The sequence below is a fragment of the Pasteuria penetrans genome, from assembly GCF_900538055.1.
Lineage (GTDB): Bacteria > Bacillota > Bacilli > Thermoactinomycetales > Thermoactinomycetaceae > Pasteuria > Pasteuria penetrans.
Genome location: NZ_UZAC03000001.1, coordinates 1,441,410 through 1,457,561 on the forward strand (window position 1 = coordinate 1,441,410; position 16,152 = coordinate 1,457,561).

General features: G+C 45.0%; 14 protein-coding genes and 1 pseudogene. 5 read left to right on the plus strand and 10 right to left on the minus strand.

Features of this window, described 5'->3' with window-relative positions:
• Positions 1-147: 147 nt before the first annotated feature.
• The 9 genes from PPRES148_RS05965 to spo0A all read right to left on the minus strand — a co-directional run bounded on the left by PPRES148_RS05965 (position 148) and on the right by spo0A (position 9,117).
• A complete protein-coding gene (locus tag PPRES148_RS05965; protein WP_187820708.1) occupies positions 148-486 on the minus strand; it encodes a group II intron maturase-specific domain-containing protein in 339 nt (112 codons plus the stop codon).
• A gap of 336 nt (positions 487-822) precedes the next feature.
• The gene (locus tag PPRES148_RS05970; RefSeq protein ID WP_149453264.1) at positions 823-2,160 is read right to left on the minus strand and encodes an IS256 family transposase; all 1,338 of its coding nucleotides are present in this window, start codon (positions 2,158-2,160) and stop codon (positions 823-825) included.
• 796 nt (positions 2,161-2,956) lie between these two features.
• Entirely contained in the window at positions 2,957-3,634 is a 678-nt protein-coding gene (locus PPRES148_RS05975; RefSeq protein ID WP_187820709.1) for a reverse transcriptase domain-containing protein, read from the minus strand.
• Positions 3,595-3,927: a hypothetical protein gene (locus PPRES148_RS11350; protein WP_187820710.1), complete on the minus strand. Its 333-nt coding sequence runs from the start codon at positions 3,925-3,927 to the stop codon at positions 3,595-3,597. Before PPRES148_RS11350 ends, PPRES148_RS05975 begins: the two co-directional genes overlap by 40 nt.
• Positions 3,928-4,070: 143 nt before the next feature.
• Positions 4,071-4,244, minus strand: coding sequence for a hypothetical protein (locus PPRES148_RS11360; RefSeq protein ID WP_187820451.1), 174 nt, complete (start codon positions 4,242-4,244; stop codon positions 4,071-4,073).
• 65 nt (positions 4,245-4,309) lie between these two features.
• Positions 4,310-4,474, minus strand: a complete 165-nt coding sequence (locus PPRES148_RS11365; protein ID WP_187820711.1) for a hypothetical protein — start codon at positions 4,472-4,474, stop codon at positions 4,310-4,312.
• 635 nt (positions 4,475-5,109) lie between these two features.
• A complete protein-coding gene (locus PPRES148_RS05980; RefSeq protein WP_149453669.1) occupies positions 5,110-5,985 on the minus strand; it encodes a hypothetical protein in 876 nt (291 codons plus the stop codon).
• 1,599 nt (positions 5,986-7,584) lie between these two features.
• Positions 7,585-7,725 (minus strand): hypothetical protein, encoded by a 141-nt coding sequence (locus PPRES148_RS11370; RefSeq protein WP_187820712.1) that lies wholly within the window; start codon positions 7,723-7,725, stop codon positions 7,585-7,587.
• 609 nt (positions 7,726-8,334) lie between these two features.
• Positions 8,335-9,117: a sporulation transcription factor Spo0A gene (gene spo0A / locus PPRES148_RS05985; RefSeq protein ID WP_149453670.1), complete on the minus strand. Its 783-nt coding sequence runs from the start codon at positions 9,115-9,117 to the stop codon at positions 8,335-8,337.
• Between the two features lie 1,040 nt (positions 9,118-10,157).
• Between spo0A and PPRES148_RS12320 the strand changes: the two genes are divergently transcribed.
• On the plus strand, positions 10,158-10,331 hold the full coding sequence (locus tag PPRES148_RS12320; RefSeq protein WP_223127980.1) for a hypothetical protein: 174 nt from the start codon (positions 10,158-10,160) through the stop codon (positions 10,329-10,331).
• A 991-nt stretch (positions 10,332-11,322) separates the two neighbouring features.
• Here PPRES148_RS12320 and PPRES148_RS11380 read toward each other — a convergent pair.
• The gene (locus PPRES148_RS11380; protein ID WP_187820714.1) at positions 11,323-11,490 is read right to left on the minus strand and encodes a hypothetical protein; all 168 of its coding nucleotides are present in this window, start codon (positions 11,488-11,490) and stop codon (positions 11,323-11,325) included.
• Between the two features lie 412 nt (positions 11,491-11,902).
• Between PPRES148_RS11380 and PPRES148_RS05990 the strand changes: the two are divergent.
• The 4 genes and pseudogenes from PPRES148_RS05990 to PPRES148_RS06005 all read left to right on the plus strand — a co-directional run.
• A pseudogene (locus PPRES148_RS05990) lies at positions 11,903-12,175 on the plus strand (DnaJ C-terminal domain-containing protein); the annotation flags it as partial.
• Positions 12,172-12,924, plus strand: a complete 753-nt coding sequence (locus PPRES148_RS05995) for an RsmE family RNA methyltransferase (protein ID WP_149453672.1) — start codon at positions 12,172-12,174, stop codon at positions 12,922-12,924. The pseudogene PPRES148_RS05990 and the gene PPRES148_RS05995, both read left to right, overlap by 4 nt.
• A gap of 22 nt (positions 12,925-12,946) precedes the next feature.
• A complete protein-coding gene (locus tag PPRES148_RS06000; RefSeq protein ID WP_149453673.1) occupies positions 12,947-13,225 on the plus strand; it encodes a hypothetical protein in 279 nt (92 codons plus the stop codon).
• 1,448 nt (positions 13,226-14,673) lie between these two features.
• Positions 14,674-15,855, plus strand: coding sequence for a 5' nucleotidase, NT5C type (locus PPRES148_RS06005; protein WP_223127981.1), 1,182 nt, complete (start codon positions 14,674-14,676; stop codon positions 15,853-15,855).
• Positions 15,856-16,152: the final 297 nt, after the last annotated feature.

Genomic DNA, 16,152 nt, shown 5'->3' on the forward strand with positions numbered 1-16,152 from the left:
TATGGATTTCAATAGGTAAAAAGTGGGAAAGACCTAATCCCTAAATGTTTTCGGATCCTGTCTGAGTCGAGTAGGGCTGGCATTTCAGCCAACCCTCTCACAGAACCGTACTTAATAGTCTCCCATTATACGGCTCTTATTGCCCCATTAGGATCTTGTCCTATTCAGATGCCAGTGTACAAACAGCCTTCGGTACTTTCCCCGTATATATCGAACCCATCTCAGGGCCTTTTTCCAATTGTTCAGCTTTTTGTATTTCTTCGTGGCCCATCGAGCCAGAACTTGGTCGATGTGGTCACGCAAGAAACTCCTAATGGCCGAAGGGTAGAAGGCGCCATAATAGGTAAGCCATCCCATGAGTTTGGCATGGAGAAGGTTTGCTATCTCCTCCAGATCTATGCCCACTCTACTTGGGATGCCCAGCTTCCCAACTTGCCTAGCTATCTTGCTTTTAGATTTTTGGCTTATGGCTGGTACGAAACCCACAAATCTCACCCCTGTACGACGACTTCTGACCTCACGGGCCTTGAATGCGTACCCTAGAAAATCAAAGGCAACAACATCATGAGGTGATATCCCTTTTTCGGTTGTAATCTCCCCCTGATTGACTTTCTTGGGTTCCCCATCCTTCGGAAATCATATCATCGTAATGAATTATAACCATTGACATACATAATAAAAGTTAAAATTACACAATAATTTAAAAATTATAATAAAACATAAAAAATTACTGTAAATGGCAATTATGTAAAAAAATGGAAGCCATACCCATACTCAGGGTAGGTTGGTTTTCCTGAAAATAAATGTAAGAATATTATTTTTTTAGTGTGAAGATAGGGGATACATGGCAGGGATAGCGAATTCTCCCAGTCCCCATGCGGACACAGAGTGATTATCCATCCCACTAAGTTTCTTTGCCTGCTCTAAGTTGAAATTTTTATACACGGAATCAATCACCCTTTGGAATGAATCAAGGGTAGGATAACAGCTCACTCCATTCGTATAACGTCTGGCCTCCCTGTGATTTCTCTCTAAGGAACCCGTTGTACGATTTTGAACAGCATCCGCTAGGTCGTAATCGAGATACGTTGTCACATCATCAAAGGAAGCCCATAGACCTTCAACGAGCTTGGGCAACTTGGATTGATAGTCATCACTAAAGCGTATCAAGCCATGAAGGGCTTCTTTTTTGTCAAGAACATGAAAAATGTCTTGATAAATCCGGCTTCGGATGGGTTCCCACTTCACTCCTTTTTTTCTCGGTCTATCCTTTCTGAAGGCCTGGTAAAGATTCACCATTTTGTGGAATTGACACCCTTGAAAACCTGCTTCGGGATATACTTGGCTTAGCGCCTTTCTGATTCCCTTATGACCATCAGCAATAAAAAGGGTATCAGGACCCATCCGTAAACCACGGTCGTAAACATTTTGGAGGGCTTCATACCAAGTTTCAGCTGTTTCGGGGGGATTTACCAAACTTGATAAAACCTCATCTGTTTTTATCCCTGATGTATTTTTCCTACTCGCTTTTATGACATAGACAGCTACTTTCCCGAATCCACGAACGGGTTTGTAGTAAGCATCCACCTTTACGGTCCTAATTTCATGCGGGTTTCTTATGGGTTCCTCATTGAATCCTCTATTCTCTTCCTTTAGATGTCCCATAAGTAATCTTGACACAGTGGAGCGTGAGATTTTTGATCGCAGAATATCATTCGACAATTCGGATATTTTTTTTATGGACATACCGGCCTTACGTAAGGAGGAAAGAATATCTATACACGACTTCGTATATTTTTTGTAGGGTTTAGTAACCGCAGATCGGAAATGCCCTTTCCTTGGCTGGGGGTCATAGTAAACCACAATTCCTTTGCTGGTGCGTTTTTTACGTTTTTTATAACCATTTCGGTCTACTTTTGGGAAATCGGGACCCCTTTGGTGTTTCTCCCGGCCACCTAAAATTTGTTTTTTAAACTGATAATTGGCTATAAAAGTATAAGCCCTCCCCATGGGACCAGGAGCCCATTCAGAATCTTCCTCGATCTCTTCCACTACATGGGGGATGGATTCCTGAAGCGATAATCCTTTCTGTTCGTAATGTTGTATACGTTCTTCTATCCTTTTTTCCATTCTGTCTACATCCAAGTCAATTGGAATCATAAAACCAACCTTTCCTATATTAAGTTTTTCATTTCAGAAACCAAGCGGTTGTCCTCTATACATTTCCCCACTCTTGTCTTGTATTTCCCTTTTTTATCTCACCTAACCCTGTTGATCATCATGCATATCGCGGAGGATCCAGAAGGGATCATGGAACAGAGTTTTTGAGTAGAGGATCGACTGTTTCCCAAGGGCAATAGCGGGAATTGCGTATGTAAAAGTGAGAAGGACTATAGGGTCGCATAGGGCTACATAAGGGCAACGACAGTCATAGAAGAACCCCCCTTCCCCACAAGGGAGAGGGATAAAAGAAGGCCATGCAGCAGCGCCATTCTGGAGCCCCCACGATGGAGAAGCCAGGCGCCATTACACAATGGGCCAGGCCAACACAAACAACAATGGTGAGTTGGAGGGAGGAGGGGTAGGGGCGCGAAAACCCCCTGGCCTAGGCCAGGGGGCAAGGGGAAAAGAACAAAAACACAAGGGAATCAAAACAAAAGATCAAGGGACTAAAGGCAAAAACAGAGACCAAAAACAGGGGGAGGGAGAGCTTTAGGTTCTACTGAGATTCCCGTTTCGTGTAGGAGGGACGTTTTGCTGACCTATGGATTCCTCCAGAGGGAACCCCCTGATTAAAATAAAATTATTCTGAAGATATATCTAACCACGATTCCGAGAAAAAGCACCCCTATAACGCCTTTTGTGCTATTTACAATATGATTTAACAATAAATTTCTATCTATTTATTAAAAACATAAAAACAATTGTTAATCGAAAAGACGCAAATAGGGAATTTTTAGGGACCACAGACTACCCGCTCTTGAATCTTACAGCGGAAAGTGGGATATGACCCATCATGATTCCCGTTCCGCCTATCATCTTCACAGTAGAAGATTTTGGTCTTCTCCGGATGCAGTTCCAGCCCGCACTCTGCCAATCTTTGCCGAATTTCTGAAAGAAGATGTTCAGCTTGCGCTTTGTTCCGGCAGTGGACGATAATATCATCTACATACCTCGCAAAACGTATATCGGGGTGCTCCGTTTCTATCCATTGGTCAAAAGCGTAGTGCAGGAACAGATTGGCCAGGAGGGGACTTACGACTCCACCTTGCGGCGTGCCCTTAACCCTTTCCTCGCTCGTCCCATCAGGTAATAATACCGGTGCCTTAAGCCACCTCTTGCAATAGAGTAACGTTACTTTATCCGCCCCAACGTGCTCAAGGGCCCTCAAAATGAGGTGATGCGGAATGTTGTCAAAGAAGCCCACTATGTCGAGGTCGATTCCCCAGTCGTACTCCCAACAGCGCTCACGGGTTACACGTAACGCCTGATGCGCTGATCTCTTGGGGCGACATCCATAGGAATCTCCATGAAAGTGGGTCTCTAGGAGAGGCTCAAGCCGATTCTTTATTACCGTCTGGGCTACCCGGTCTGCTACCGTGGGTATATGCCAAGTGGCCTTTTTCCACCGCATGACTTGGGAATCCACACACGCCTAACCTTGGAGGGGAAGTAGGATCCTGCGCAGAGTTGATTCCATATCACATACAAATTACTTCTCAGATCGTATGCGAATGCGGTAATCGTCTGCTGATCCACTCCAGGACCTCCATCGTTAGACATTACCTGATGCCACGCCTTCAGTACCTCTTTCTGCTGTATATTGTATCTGTCTGGATTTTGGTCCGATGTTGCTTGCTTCATACCAGTCTCCTCTTCCGGTAATTTCCATCCAAGTTGCTGTACTTCTCTGAAACATGCAGGCAATTCAACCCCTTCGCTCCACTTCCATTACAGAAGCTTCTACACTACTATGGGTTGATCCGACTTCGTGCACGGAACCTCGGTTAGCCCTCGGTCTTTACATCTGGCGACAGCCAGACGCCGTACGACGATCTCTCAAGTTCCGATCAAGAGCCTAAATCGGGTTCATCCCGCCTATACACCGCATGCCACCGGGGCAGAAGATAGGTCGCCCCCCACGGTTCATCCCGACGTCCGATACCCACATCGGTTTTGACATGGACTACATTTTTCGATGCGTCTTCGAACGGTTCGCTTTCGCTGATCTCCCCGATTCCCACCTGACAGGGTCATGCCCTGCCTTTTCCTAGATCGCTCACAACCAAGGCATTTAACCCCAGCAGCACTAGGCGGTTTGTAACCTGCTACCTATCAGCCGGTTACGAAGGGCCGAGCAACCTTCATCTCTTGACCGACTTCTTGACACACATATCGGACCTGGAAGTTCCGTTCCGGAAACAGGGGTTGGGCCATTGTTCAGTGGGTCAAATGTTTCATGATGGAATCCCATGTTCACATCCGCCCAGATTTGGATGCCCCCTATGTATTCCATGGTATTCTAGGGAGGGAATAGTAGGATGTATAGGAAAAAATAGGCCCCCATACCATCCATTCTTGATCTCATCCACTCTTAAAATCCAAAATTAGGCGAAAAACCACCCAATGATATTCCAGGTCTAGAGTTTGGCCAAGGGCCGCAACAATGGCAAGGAAATTGGCTTACCATGGATCCCGGGTCGTTCGCTATCATTTCCAAAAAAATCAAGGAGAAAGGAGTCCATAATTGTATATAATTTTATATATAGTTAATTCCAATAAAAAACGAAAATCAACTTTATATCGGTTCATTTGGAGTGCGTAAAGGAGACGAAATGAGGGATCAGCTACCCTCAATCCTGCCTCGATTGGAAGGCTCAACAAAAAACAACTGGGTAGTACAAAATAGAATATATGAAATTTATTTACATTGGGAAAAATATTGCAATATGAACGTACTGATTCGATTCCCTCCATTATATTTTTTATTGTAAATCATAAAAAAAATAGGACCCCTCTGGATCCACCTGTGATTCCGTAGCCCCTAGGGTCCCGAAAACTCCGAAAGTCCGACGTATTCCTGATCATGAAGATCATCGTGGATCCATACTATGAGCGATACCAAGGCCCCCAGGACCCTTGCCCCCATCTATACGAAGGATACCATTGCTGATTATCAGTTGCTGGGTATGATTGATTATGTTGCCCATCGTAATAATAGGGGTTGTTTTCTACACTGCTTACACTACTACCATTTTCTGGATGTTGTTGTGATTCTTGTTGCTGACCCCCTGCTGTTGCACCACCGTAGAGACTCTTCGTAGCATCCGCATGCAACTGTGCAGACTTAACACTTGAATTCGCCATGTATCTTTGTGCCTCACTGTTCTTATCCGCAATTCTCTCCGACGACGCATTATTGCGATTCGTAATCTCCTCTGATGACCTGGCCGCAATCTCAGAAGTCTTCACCGTAGCATTAGCTGCCTGATCCGTATTCAATAACTGACTAGCCTTAGCGGCACCTACACCTACCGCTGCACCCACCACACTTCCTACGCCTTTCCCTGCTTCCTCTGCAGCGGAGTTCTTAAAAGTGGACCATCCATTATTATGCGCAGCACCTTGTAACATTGTAGATTTTCCGCTAAAACCGGAATGTATTGGTGCCACCAAACCATCCTCAGTAACGTGGGCGTGGGGTTGATAATAGCCCGGGTGGGGACCCTGATTCTGATGGCTGTCCTTGTGGTAATCAGACGGGGATTGAGAAGGTTGATTTTGCCTACTACTACCCTTACCACGTTGACTTTGCCTACTACTACCCTTACCACGTTGACTTTGCCTACTACTACTCTTACCCGATCTAGATGCTGCCTCCAAAGTCATAGGGGTGATAAAACTGCCGCTCACCAATCCCGCCAGAGCCAAACCAAGAACCATATTCCTACCGTTTATTATTTCAGAAAATAGGGAACCTCTCATAATATCCTCCTATACATTTTTCGCCCTATCCATCCATGAGCAAAGCATATGGAAGGAATAGGATACAATGAAAAGGGCAATGCAACACATGAAAAAGAAAAACTGCTCACTTTTCCAGCAAAACCTGAACAATCCCTAATCCCTCCAAACAACCCCACCACATGATGGAAATTAAGCGAATTAGAATAGTTACGTTCATCTATAGATATAGAAAAATTCAGATAATTATCCCGACACAGTGACTGTGGAAATCCCCTTTCTGCGCGGGCATTTCCTAAATAAATTATAAGCTATTTTGTAATTGAGCAACAACTCTATATTTAGTCTTTTAAACATTTTTTTACCTTAAATTAAAATAAATTTATTTATATTAATTCATTATTGTATTTCCTATGTCTATATACAAAAGAAAACGGTAGATTAGATGTCTATTTCACTTTCTATTTTATCATATATAAAATATTTTTATATGAATTAGAAATAAATACATAAACTGCCCAAAATTCGCCTCCTCACCAACCACAATCCAAACAAAAGCACCTATGAATTCCTCATAAAACACCTGTTGAGGCTTAGGCTCCCGATTTTCTTCACGTCATCGGAAGTACAGGAAACACCATGTAAACATAGGATCCATACAATGACGGTGGTATAAAAACAAGATCATCCCCACAAACCATATTCTCTATTATAAATTATTTCATTTTTAAAATTTTTCCTAATAAGTATTAGCAAATAAAAATGACGTGGTTGGGATAGTGACTACTGCCGTCACCATTACTTGCATCAATACCTATAATGTAAAATCGCATATGTGTTTTTCATCCCCGTGGACCAACTCCCATCATACAGGGGAGTCCCACATAGAGGAAAAAACCAATACGAATAAAACTATATCCCCTAGATTCCAAATTCATGAAGGTATTTCCCCTAAGGAGTCCGATTTTTCTTCCCCAACGCCACTAACAAAGGGTGTTTTCTTATGTATGACTATCCCCAATACAAACCCAACTACGGATACAGTTGCTATCCCCATCGCAAATTACCCACAAACCACCAACCCAATGTTGTTCCATACCACTGTCCCAGTCACCATGAAGCCTATGAAATCCATAAAAAACAAACCTATCCCAAGCAGTACTGCAAAAACTGTCACCATCCTTCCCCCCAAAGGAAACACTGACGGAACCTCAGATACGGACTCTGCATGAACATAAATGAGGTGTTCATGCTATATGAACACTGACTAGCATTGTCGGTTTCCGCCATATGACTATGGAGCGCGATCTACTGTGTAAAGAGGGGGTTCCCCCAAACATCTGGGGAACCTAGGGTCAACCACCAATAATCCAACCCACCCCAGAGGAATTTCTTCCCTGCCTTTACATAGAGGTCTTTTCTGCTAAAGGATGGGCGGCTATTGATATCGATATCGGAGCAGGGGCAGAAATCCCATGGAAGACCCCGAATAACCCAAAAAATTCGGATATAGGCTGCGCGATTTCCCCCCCTTTGGCAAGAAAGCCCCCCGATAGAATCCCAGTCACCCGTTGGGACCATACAGTCCCATTACCTTCCGCTGTTCCGACCACTACGGGGTCAGTTGTTTTTACCCCAGTTACCCCCCGGTTCGGCATATGTTCCTGCCCCAGCCGCTGCCGGGGCCTCTTTCAATCGATGGGCCATGGGTCTAGTCACCCCCGTTTTGCCCACTGCCAATCTAAACCACCCTACTTGCAACCACCCCCAACAGGGGGGCTAAAAAAGGCATGTGTTGACGTAGATGATATACATTGCACAGGTACACCTATTCCTAAGCTAACCATGCCAATCACTACGGACAGACCGAGTATCCCCCTTCTTCCTAGCCTCATCCTAGTGATCATAGCCCCTATGGCATCCCCTGATTTCCTAGCATTCCACTCTTACGCAACCGGAAATTATCAATGTCTAATTCTACGTAGGAAAAACCCCCAATTCGCTCACGCCCATCACGAGACCGGAGGAAGAAATTAAATATAGATTCATATTTATTTTATATGAAAAAATATGGAAAAAGTAAAATAGTATATAAAATATTATATAAAATTTATTTAAATAAAAATGTATCCCCTCATCGTTAGCCACCCTCCAGGAGCCTACCCGGACCAGGGGAAGGCTCTTTTTTCGACCCACTGGAAACCAACCATCCATATGAACACACGTAGAAAATCGATACTTGTATCCTATCCTCACGATGGATACCATACCCCAAGCACAGATAATTTCGAAACTTATAAATAATATTTATTTCCATTATATTATCATAAAATAGGGAATAAACCCTCTTTCCCGAATCAAACAGAAATCTCAGACAGCTCGGTGTTCAAGACGCAACTTATCCGCCACCATAGCAATGAATTCACTGTTTGTGGGTTTCGCTTTATTGATACTAATAGTATAACCAAACCATTCACGGATAGAATCCATATTTCCACGATTCCATGCCACCTCAATGGCATGCCGAATCGCCCGTTCTACCCGACTAGCTGTAGTATTGTACATTTCGGCAATGCGTGGGTAGAGCGTTTTCGTGATAGCCCCCAACAGATCCACCTCATTGTACACCATGGCAATAGCCTCCCGCAGATAAAGATAACCCTTGATATGGGCGGGCACACCAATTTCGTGGATCACGTTAGTAATACTAGCATCGAGATTGGCGGAACGCTTACGCGCTACTGAAGCGATGGTACGCTGGGGTGAGGAAAAGGAAACATAGCCCATAATTTGTCGAATTCGTTCCACCAAAACATCAAGATCAAAGGGTTTGAGAATGTAATAGGAGGCACCCAATTCCACTGCACGTTGGGTTGTATCCTCCTGCCCAAAGGCCGTCAACATGATGATTTTCGGTGGATTCTGCAAAAACAAACCCTGCATACGTTCCAAAACACCCAAACCATCCAGATGGGGCATGATAATGTCTAGAACAAGAATGGTCGGGGAACACTCCGGCAGGAGTTTCAATACCTCTTCCCCATGATAGGCAATACCCACCACCTCCATATCCTCTTGTTCCCGTAGATGATCACGCAAAAGATGGGCAAATTCCCGGTTGTCATCCGCCAACAAAACCTTAACTCTACTCAACAGCATTACCTCCCTGCCAACTTATAAACCACCCACTATCCTAGCTAAGCCCACCCCCACTTTTGCGACCGGGCCACATAGGGGGAACAAACCCCCTGGAATGTCAGGTATCACTGTCCATTTCGACAAAGGGGAGCAAACCCCCTGCTATCCACACCATGTCCATTGGGTTCCTACGACCCCTCCTTTCCCCCATATCATCCCCCATTGACCCATGGTAGGATCTTTTTTATCACGTTTACTATCCCCATCTACTATTATTCCCTTCCCCCTTATCCCTTCTATAGTTCATAATAAAATGGTCTTCTATTCCAAAAAACACTCTACCCAATCCTTTGTTCCACACAATCCCTAACAAAACCCCCCTCTCCGTTCCGAAACCCGTTTCAGTCAATTCCTGAGAGGATATACCATGGGCCGCCCTGTTGCCGGGAATGAATTCTAGAAATCTACTTTACAGGAATTCCCACCAAAATTCCCTTTCATAAGGGAGATCCCAAGAAAATGGGGGGGCAATCTCAAATTGGGTATCGGGGCCCCGGCAGGGGGCCCTTTTTGTCCTCCAAAGCCCCTTTTGCCTTCCGTCTTCCCTATAAAACCCAAATGAACCTGCTCTTGAGAGGCCTTTAGACCTCCCTCCCCCACCCTTATCCCCAAACTAGGGGTGGTCCCAGGATTCCTTATCTATCCTATTTTTTATTGTGCAATTCCCGAATATTCCATAAAAAATTACTGAAAAATATCATAACATTTCCTATAAATTTCTGAATTTATAGGAAAAAGAGTAATCCATGGATTGTCGAAGTTCTGATCCCGTTCACTGGACATGTAAAGAAGATGTGCACTCTTTTTTACGACATTGATTGAAATAACTACGAAAAATAAAGAGTAGTCCGTGTAAGGAGGCTATTTTGCATGGAGAACGGGGACGTTCCCAAGATCCCCATATGGGTTTACCCCCCTTTTCCAAGTCTTTGGGGTGGTTGGTGGCTCATGAATGAAACCCCTATCGACAACAGAAGCTTCAGGAAAAAATCCCGATGGTTCCGATGGAACGATCCGCAGAAACCGGTTACTGGAAAAGAACTATACAAACAGGTTCCGGTTCCCTTGCGATTCCCCTCCCTAAAGTAGGGAAGGGAGGATCCGTTCTTGTGAAACGTGATCAGAGGTATACGCATTGTGGGTGGGGGGATATCCCCCTTCCGCGCTGATGGTGTGTCCCTGCAGGATGGGTTGAAACGATCCCCGTTAGGATGTGTCATAGGGGGAGCGCTGTCCACAGCGGGGAGGAACACGGGGAAATAGGCCACATAATAGAAAAGAGAGTCGAGAAGATGCCCCCGCTATCTGGACTAATTTTTCCACTAGAGAGGGGCGAAGAGGACCCCGCATGGGCATCAAAACCCTTTCAGGGGGGTGATGGAAATCCCCAACACCTCTAGTCGACAAACTCTATGAAATTATAGTACCATTATGTAGGATTATCGCAAAAAACCACGCGCAAAGTCAGCCCGTAGCACACCAGGGAATGAAGCCGGAGAGAACATGCTATCTATTTTTATTTCGACTCTATTGTACAATTGGCACTACATAACGAGGACTGTATTCCCCCATAAAACCAGAAGGGTTAAGTACAATTTTTATAGTAAATACTTACATTCTATATTTAATTTTCTGAACAATATAAATATTATGTATATACTATCGAAAGTAGAGGGGATATAAGGATAGAGAAAAATCCAAGTCAATCTAGCAAGCATAATTTCCTAAACTATTCTTTACAAATATAAAATCAATCTCTTGAAAAAGAGAGTATTTTTGACTTATAGGCGGTTCAACCCCCGGTTTGGGATCCACCTCTGCCCTATGGAGGTACGGAGCAGAATCTATCCCCATTTTTTGTATAGTAACTCCCATATTTATGATTCATAACTTGTTCGTTCCCTTAGGCCTGTAGCCATCTCTTTCCCACTGCATCCCAATTCACCAACCGAGAATGTATCCACCAATGTCATAATCCCCCGCGCCCGCGGGGTGTAGACGGCTACAACAATACAAACCTATTGGGGAATACCGGGGGACGGTTCAAAGGACTGTTTCGCCCTTGTCTTCCCTACCGTGCATCCCCCCATCTCTCCCATTCTCAGACGCAGTCAACAACTTCGTGTGTAGTCAGACATGTTATCGCTATGTAGGGCCCCCTCAACTACCTTCTTCCTTAAGTTTCATAATCATAGCGTTTTTCTTCCTATTCCCCCGATCCTCTTCCTCCATCAACTCATTTCCAATTTCTTTACTGTCCGGGGGTCTCCTGACCTGTTCCATTTCCCTTTGCTTGAATTCCAACGAAAAATTTTTTCTCCGTGTCATTTCCGTGTCCACCCCTCGCGGGGAACCCGCTTTCAGTATACCCACCTGGACCTATTATACCAAGGGACCTAATAGTGGGAGGCTCCGTACAGAAAAATTATGTAGGCCCCAGCTCCATAGCCTTGTTTATCCATTCGGGGGGACCACTCTCTAATCCTCCCTACCTCCGCACACAAACTATAGGCATGAATCGTTCAAGCGTAAATCATTCAGAGGATCCTGGCTCAGAGGGTTGCTTTTTTCGTGAACTGCTGTACGATTTAATGAAGTGCTCGTTTCTTCCTCACCCTTCTATTGGAAATATTCTTGACTTTAGTGGGTTTTTGATATATCCCCGAATGGTATGAGAGGGATTGGGCCCTCCTTCGGGATAGCTTCTAGGCTATTTTAATCTAACCAAGGGAATGAGGTAACTATGCCTACATTGGATGGAAAGGCAAAGTTGCGCGTTCCCCCTGGCACTCAGCCGGGGACGGAATTGCGCCTGGCAGATAAGAGTGTACCTAGGCTGTATGGTTCGGGTATCGGGGATATGCGCATTAGGATGCATGTTATAATGCCGTTGCGATTGTTCGGGGAGGAGAAGCAGGCGTTGCGTTCTTTTCATCAGTTGTGTGATGAAGGGGTTCAGGAACAACATGCCAATTTCTTTAGTCGTGCGCACCACGCCTTCCGGGGGGAGTGAAGAAAAAATTGCAATGTTTTGTTTCCCCCCGTCGAATCCAAAATGGTCATATTCTGGTCGATAATGCCCGTCAGCTTCATCACATAGGCACGGTGCGACGCAATCGCTTGGGAGATCGCTTGCTTTTTTGCCCCTGGGAAGAGGGGATGGAGACTCCGGCACAGTTTTTATATGTAGCGGAGATCGTGGCTATCAACGGACGTTATATGAAGGCTAAAATTGTTGAACGTCAGGCCCTGTGTTCTGAACCAGAGATTCGAGTTGGAGTAGCAATGGCCTGGTTGACAAAGCAGGCAAAATGGGAATGGATCCTACAAAAAGGAACCGAGTTAGGGGCATCTGCCTTTTTTATGTTGCCTGCAGAGCGAAGTAATGTTCCGTTGCCTAAGGCCTTTTCCCTACGCCAGCAACGATGGCGCGATATTCTCCACGATGCCGCTGTTCAATCGGGGCGAGGCAGGATACCCACCATAGCTAGGTTGTCATCATTGGAAGAATTTCTTTTGTATGTGGAAAAGATGGGGGGTAAGGTGTTGTTGGCTCATCCTAGCGCTAAGGATTCCTTCGCGCAGGTGGCAAAGGAGGTTTCTTCGACAATGTACCTTCTCATTGGGCCGGAGGGAGGATTTACAGAACGTGAAGTGCAAAAGGTTTTGCAATACGGAGGTCAGGTGGTGACGTTAGGGTCTCGCATTCTACGTGCAGAAACAGCAGCATTGGCTTTACTCACCTTGGTTTTGTATAGTTAATGGGTAGTTAGGGGGGCAATGAGTGCCCAGGATAGCTTTTCATAGGCTTGTGCGAAGCGTCATGTGGGTGGGATACATACAGTCATTCCTGAACGGCATTGAAAGGGGGAGCAGTTGGTGGGGGTATACAAATACCTATCTACAAGTGACTTTTACGGCCAATCCGGCGTTGGTGGGAAGACGGCTTCTGTCGCGTGAGGGTGAGATCAGAGGGCGCGTATGCTACTTGCCAAATACAAGTATGCCGGTTAGGATGTTAAAGGGCAATCATTCCCCTCTAACTGCTGTGCAGGAGGGGTAGAAAAGAAGAAAAATAGGGGGATCACAAGAGGAATTTGTGAGAGTTGATTTTTGTAAGCGGAAAGAGTTCGAAGACTAGATTCCAAAGGTAATCAAAGTTTTTGGGAATCAAAGGGATTTTCCCTTCCCCCCCAAAAAAATTTACGGTGAATTTTTCCGTAAGTAGCAGCGGCCCGGATGATCGTTCGCCATTTTTCGTTCTATGAAAATTTTCTGTTTTTTCTAAAGAAGCAGTCTATTTTTTCTAAAGAAACAGAATGGGGACGTGGGTGCGAATTATGGAAGAAGCAAGTTCGGGCACAAGAAACAAATTTTTTTCTATTCATAGGGGATTTGGGGGCTAATTTTCATCCACAGACTATTGTGCCATAACCTTTCCAAACGGCTGATGGCTCTTGGCCAAACTTCGAACCTGAAATATCCTTGAGTGGTTTTTTCCTAATTCTGGATTGTAAGGATGAGTTGGGTAGGGTAGGGCCCCAGGTTTCCCAAATCCTCACAGGAACACCTGATTCCCGGGAATGGACGGTTGACAATAGACTTTAGGATATAACTCATTTTATCTGATTTTGTGGTTCCTAATTTCCCTATTTTCACGATTTTCACTTCGTCCGAAAAAGGGGGCCTCGGGAAATTTAGTTCTGTTTTCATATCAACAACCCCCTATTCCCTGATAGAGGGTGAGTTGCCCATCCCCACTCCCGGGACTGAACCCTCGGGTCCGATATGCGGCCAAGATCCCGGCTGATATTTGTTTTTTTCGTCGCATGCTCCATGAATATATGTGGAAATCATCTTGCTATAGACAATGTATCTGTGATGCAGCGATGGGGATAGGGAAACGGTTTTATGATTTTAAACCACCATACGGATAGGGAAGGCATTCCCCACAGGAAATTGCGCAGTTCCTTCATGTGGATAGGCAATTCGTATTGCCTGCCCCATCGCCATACCATTATCACATGGTTTTTACCTATGCCATTTTGCTTGGTTTGTGGGTTTGACAGTCCAATGTACGAATAGTTTCGAAGTGGAACGTAATAGAGGTGGCTTTTCCAGTTCGTGTGGAGTTCCTTGCGAACCCCTTGTGCACTCTAATGGGATCAAACCAATTGCAAGGATCGGGAAACTGCGGTAGGATGGAGATCAATGGGTTTTCGTTGTATACGCGGAATTGCATTCGTGTTTTGGAACCTAATGTGCACTATTTTTTATAGTTTTGTGCGATTTGGTTGTGCCTAATTGCCTCCCTATAGGGAGAATCGCATGATCTTTTGACCACGGGACTCTCGTCACTACCTGTGTATAAAAGGTGGATTTTAAAACCCTAGATTGCGTAGCATAGCGGACTCTTTTGTCTGTGGTAGTGTTCCGCGTGGTAGTTAAAGGTAGAGTTACTACATACGGGGTATTGTTCGTAGTAATTGCCTTGAGCGATGGGGGAAGGATGTGTGGTTTTGCATGCGTATTGGTGTTGATCTTCATGGAACAGTGAAAGACACCCCTGCGGCAGCTAGGGCGGTGTGCAACCAATTGTTGAATTTAGGACCCTCGCTGGAAACATCGGATTATCTTGCTTTTGAGCCTTTTGACAGTTGTTGTGGAGCTGGTGGGTTGAAAGCGGAGGAAGTAGACCGTCTATGGGAGCAGTGGGCAGCTCATTTTTATGAAAATGGTCATCCTTTGGATCATGCGGCCAATGCTTTGCAAAATCTTCAAAAGGATCATGAAATTCATTTCATTACTGCCTGTAATGATTCACCAGATCTACGGGGTATAACGGAAGCATGGCTGAGGAAACATTCCTTCCCTTTCACAGGAAAGAATTTACATATGACTTGTGGTTATAGCAGAAAGATAGAGGTTTCCAAGCAGCTAGGGATAGAGATATTTTTCGATGATTATCCCATTGATATTAGGGATTTGATTCATAATAAAATCCCTACCATTATCAAGGATGCACCCTACAACCGGTCCTTTCCGTACCCCCTGCGGCGGATGTGCTGTTGGAGTGAAGCAGAGGGGCTTATTTGGGTTGCGCACAAGGAGGCGCATAAGCTACTGAAGGCATTGAGCGGAGGGGATGACAAGGTCATTCTAGATGAAAGTGCCTTGTTCCGTCGACTCGGTTTGTTAGGGATGCGGGATTACGGTGGGGAGAATGAGCGTGAACGGAATGCGCGCGAACGGGGCCTTAGTTATGTGTCCCTAGAAGGGAATATCGGCTGCATGGTCAACGGTGCTGGTTTGGCTATGGCGACAATGGATATCCTGTATCACTTTGGCGGCAAACCTGCTAACTTCCTTGATATAGGGGGTAATGCAACTACGGATCACATCGCAGCAGCTTTTGAAATTCTGATGCTTGATCGGCAGGTGCAGGTGATTTTCATCAATATTTTTGGCGGTATGGTCCGCTGTGATGTTTTAGCAGAAGGTATTATGCAGGCAATAGCTGGGGCAACGTGCCTTTGTCCCCTTATCGTTCGTTTGGAGGGCACATGTGCCAAGGAGGGACTTGCGATTCTACGATCTACCCAGTTGCCCGTTCTTACGGCTACTTCGATGGATGAGGGGGCAAGGTTGGCTATCCAAGCAGCCAAAGAAAATCGGCTAGAGGGTATAAAGTAGGGAAGCGAGGCATGAGTATTTGGATAGATGCAACAACGCGTGTTGTTGTACAGGGGATTACAAAGTGTGACCCCTGGAAGGGATAGACAAGGGAAGGTAGGTATCCCGGTTGACTCATCGGAAATTTTCGTGAATCGGGAAAAACAACCAGTAGATTTTTTTCATTTTGTGGTTCCAGGTTGAATTGTAGTTGAGGGTGTGGGTCCTTTTCATTTCCCCGGAGCATATTGAAATACACCGATTTCGACATGCTCCGGCTGTTCTATTTTATTCATACAAAAACATGAATAATTTACA